Consider the following 4,505-nt stretch of genomic DNA (forward strand, 5'->3'; position numbering starts at 1 on the left):
TACAGAGGGTTTGTTCGGCATAAGGCCTACAGGTTTTAATAGCTTTGATTGCACGCCCAGACTCCCTAACAATTGGAATGATATGGCCTTGAATAAGATTCAGGCATTCGGGACAGTTTTTGATCTCAGGGTCTCCAGAAAAGTGGCTGGGAAAATTGAAGTGAAAGTGATTCTGGGAACTAAACAACATACTTATTTTATCAAAAGTGGAGATCGGCTCCACGTCGTTTTATAACGATGGTCCCAAAAAAGGCGCGTACAGATTTTACATACGCGCCTTTTTATAAAATTGAACTGGCCTATTGCAATAACCAGCGTTGCTGGCTGCCGCCATTCCAGCCCCATTGCACCAGTTTGTAACCATTTACCGACGAACTTGAATTATCCAGTGCTCCGCTCGTAGCCTGGCTCCAGATCTTGTACGTACCATCGGATTGTTTGTCAACCCACCAGCGCTGGTTATTGGCACGAGTGGGCGTCCACTGATCCAGTTGCAGGCCATTGGTTGTAGCACCTCCCGGAACATCCAAGGCCAGCCAGCTTCCCTGGCTTACAATATTCCATGAGCTATCTTCATTTTGGGTGAAATTCCATTTTTGGGTTTGCCCGTGGTTTAATCCCCACTGAACTACGCCAGCGCCGTTGGTAGCCGTATTGTTGTTATCAACTGCTACACCGTTTTGATTGCTTACAATATAATGCATACCTGCAATTTCGTCGGGTTGTGCGCCGGGGGTATATTGCAGCCATGCCACCGCGCTTGCAAATTTGCTGGTGGTTAAAGTATTATCGGTAGGGGTTGCCTGATCCCAGCCGTTCCAGGTAATGTTATAGTCGGTACGGCGATTATTCCAAATGGCGGTGGCGTTTTGTGCCATCCATGAATAATAGGTGCTCCACATGCGGTTATCCCTCACAAAATGGCCCAGGCCGCGCGCAAATTCATCACCCCAGGTATTTAAATAGCCTGCATTATTAGTGATGATGCCATTGGTTGTCATGTTGTTTTTTACATAATCTATAGATCGTTTGGCATCGTTATAGTAATTTATATTGCCGGTTATCTGGTAAAGTAAGTTGGCATAATCGACAAAAGTACCCTGGTTGTATACAGCTGAGCCTGTATCAACTACATTATTACGATCAATCCCCGCGTAAACCTGCCCTGTATTTGAATTATAAATATGGTTCCAAACCCAGTCATAGATCTGGATGGCTTTATTCAGATAGTTTTGATCGTGTGTACTTTGGTAAATGTAGCAGGCCACTTTGCCGAGGCTGTTGTTGGATAACGCTTGTTTGTTGATAGGTTCGCCGGCCGGGGTTTTGTCGGGTTGTTGCTCCCAGATACCGCCGCCGTTGTATTGTGTGTCCCAGCCACGGGCAAAAGCCATATCAAAGCCGTATTTGGCCTGTGTTAAATAATTAGTGGTACCGGTCATCTGATAACCACGGATCAGCGCCAGCGAAAACCAGCCGATGTCATCGTTCCAGCCGTCCCATGTCCAGGGAACAGGGGTGTTTTGGAGCCAGGTAGCGCACAGGTTGTTTACCAGCGTTTTGTGTGCCGCGCTGCCTGTTCGCTCGTAAGCGTCTTCGGCAACAAGGATATCCAGCGAAGCTACCCAGGTACCGTCGGCAGTGCCGTCGCTGATGGATTTTTTGTAATACGTTTGTCCTCCCGAATTTACTAAGAAGGCATTGTTGTAGGCGTTAAAAGCCAGATCTGCGTTGCCTGCGTTAACCACATTATGGGTGCTCAGCTTCCCGCTTTTTGCTTCCTGCCCGGTGTTAACTTTTACAGAATCATTTTTTTTGCATGCGGGCAGCATTAGTGCAATTCCCGTTGCAAGCGGCAATAAAAGCCGCATGGATTTGTTGCTTTTTAAATTGTTCTTCTTCATGGTTTGTTGTTTTTGTTTATAGATTGATAAATTGATGTGTGCAATGACAATGGAAGCGGCCGGTACGGCCAGAGTATTCCCTGGCCGTGGAAATCCCGGCAAAAAATATGTTTTCCGTGTAGTGTAGGGTATTTATCAACAGGCGGTTAGGTGGCCGCCTGTTGAATTATTGTTTTTAAAAGGCGTTAAACTCGGCCACCTGCGTGTAGGAACCATTATAAGCCGAGTTGATGATCACTTTAAGATAGCGGGCACTTTTAAATCCATTGGGTAAAAACTGCTTTTGGAGGTCTTTGTTGTTCAATAGGTTAAATGTGCCGGCATCTGTCCATGTGGTATTATCAAGGCTTACCTGTATGTTAACCTCATTGGGCTTACCACCACCATCGGCCTGTCTACCCACAAATGATACACCATGCACGGTTTTAGCCTCTTTCATATCAATAATGATATAATGCGGCGGCCCCGGCGAAGCTCCCGACCACTGGGTATGCCAAAAGGTTGAAGTGTTACCATCCAGCGCAAATACAGCACGTCCGTTATTAGGGCCTTCGCCATTGGCTTCCTGCGATGAAAAACCGATTATAGCCCAGTTAGTACGGTCATAATTAGGATAGTCGTTAAAGTCGGGCTGGGCTTTGAGTATATAAAAGGTTGTACGCAAAGCTTCTCTAACCTTTACAGGATTACCGCTAATTCCAACAGGTAAAATATATGTTTTTAAGGCATCCATTGCCCCGGCTCCATTGGTTTTTACGCTGATGGTTAAGGGTGTTGTGCTTACCTTCCCCTTTGGTATGATCGCTGTGTTTGCAGATAGGGTATAACTGCCATCGGGCATAACCGGGTAATTGGTTTTATTGGCAACATTAAAACTATCGGCCAAAGCTTTGTTAACGGTGAAGTTAACTGAGATGTCACTGCCCGGATAATCCTGGCCTCCATAGTTAGCACCATAGATCAAAGTTTGTACGCTATCAGTTATTTTGAGGGTTTTAACTACGGGGCCATTCACGGCTTCGGGCATGTAGATCTGGGTATAGCTGTCTATCGGTTGGTACGGTAATACCACATTGTCTTTACAGCCCGATAAAACAATACTTTGAACAAGGGCCATCAAACCCATGAACTTTAAAATATGTTGAGTTTTCATACTTCTTTACTGAAAAATTAATGAATTGCTTACCATCCGGGATTTTGAACAACCAGCTTTGAGCGGTCCATATCGTACTGGCTAATCGGGAACCAATAGGATGCCGGCGATCTGAACAGGTGACTGCTTACAACCGTTCTTTTATAGAAGTCATCGCCGTCTTTGTTCATGTTCATACCGTGTACATCGCCCATAACCTGGGCAGCGATTTTCCAGCGGCGGATATCAAACCATCTGATGGATTCAAACGCCAGCTCAACCCTGCGCTCCTGCCTGATGCGGGTACGCATATCAGTCTGGCTTGGGGGGACTGGTAAATCGGCACTACCATATTGCGGTATGCCGGCCCGCTCCCTGATCAGATTGAGATATTTTACGATATCAGGGTTGCCGGGGCTGTATTCGTTCAGTGCTTCAGCATAATTGAGATAAACCTCGCCCAGCCTGAACAACGCCAGCGGACGTGCCTGCTGCGCACCATTACCGCCCGAACCTGCATTAGTTTGCGTGCCTACGTTTTTACGTACCAGGTACCCGGTTTTGGTAAAATCGGTGGGATGGCCATTTTTGCCGTTGGGCCCGCTCACAAAAAAGCTGATAGGTGCGGCCGACTGCATATTACCTCCTTGGAAAACAGCGTTGTTATAGGTAACAGAGGCGTAAAACCTTGGTTCGCGATTAATATACATGTTGTAAACCTGTACGCCATTTACGCTGGTATAACCTGTTTCGGAGTAGGTAGATGACTCGGTGATAGGCTTACCATCCTTCATAAAGTAAGCATCAACCTGTTCCTGTGTTACACCGATGCCATCCCAACCACCGGCTTGCCGCGGCATACAGTGAGTATCCCAGGTAGGCAGGCTGTTTGATTTGCGGTTAAAGATCTGTTCGGAGTTCCATTGCTGTAAAAATATGCCCTGGTATGATTTTACCGGGTCACCGCTACCGTCTTTATATAATTGGTACAGCCCTAAATCGATAACCGCTTTGGCAGCATCAGCGGCTTTCTTCCATTTCTGTACATCGTATACCTGGTTCATCAGCTGTTTTCCGTCCGGCCCTTTAAAAGAGGCATAATCAGTATTGCCGTTATACAAAGGGCTGGCCGCGTAAAGCAGTAGCCTTGCCTTTACAGCTAAAGCCATCCCAATAGTTGCACGGCCCGCCTGCACATCGCTGGCCTGGCCATTGTTGGAAGCAACCTGCGGCAATACAGCCGCTGCTTTATCCAACTCGCTGCTTACATAGTTAACGCAATCATCATATGAGCTGCGTGGCAGTTGCATGTCCTGGGCGGTAGCATCTGCGGCGATCTCTTTTTCGCCAACCAAAACCACCGGGCCATACTGGCGCATCAGCAGAAAATAGAAATAAGCGCGCAAAAACCGGGCTTCGGCCTTGTACTGATCAATTAGCTGCTGACCGTTCAAGGCAAGGATCTCGGC

At 47.0% G+C, this 4,505-nt stretch carries 3 protein-coding genes and 1 pseudogene; 1 reads left to right on the forward strand and 3 read right to left on the reverse strand.

The window, feature by feature from the left end; all coding sequences use genetic code 11:
* Positions 1-235: pseudogene (locus VF500_RS05425) on the forward strand (hypothetical protein); the annotation flags it as partial.
* Between the two features lie 64 nt (positions 236-299).
* Here VF500_RS05425 and VF500_RS05430 read toward each other — a convergent pair.
* From VF500_RS05430 to VF500_RS05440, 3 genes are all read right to left on the reverse strand, one after another.
* Positions 300-1,904 carry an RICIN domain-containing protein gene (locus VF500_RS05430; RefSeq protein WP_330858698.1) on the reverse strand — a complete coding sequence of 535 codons (1,605 nt, stop codon included), beginning with the start codon at positions 1,902-1,904 and terminating at the stop codon, positions 300-302.
* A 175-nt stretch (positions 1,905-2,079) separates the two neighbouring features.
* A complete protein-coding gene (locus tag VF500_RS05435) occupies positions 2,080-3,057 on the reverse strand; it encodes a discoidin domain-containing protein (protein WP_330858699.1) in 978 nt (325 codons plus the stop codon).
* 29 nt (positions 3,058-3,086) lie between these two features.
* Positions 3,087-4,505 (reverse strand): RagB/SusD family nutrient uptake outer membrane protein (locus tag VF500_RS05440; protein WP_330858700.1); only part of this gene is annotated, 1,419 nt, incomplete at its 5' end.

It is taken from the genome of Mucilaginibacter sp., assembly GCF_036383575.1.
GTDB lineage: Bacteria > Bacteroidota > Bacteroidia > Sphingobacteriales > Sphingobacteriaceae > Mucilaginibacter.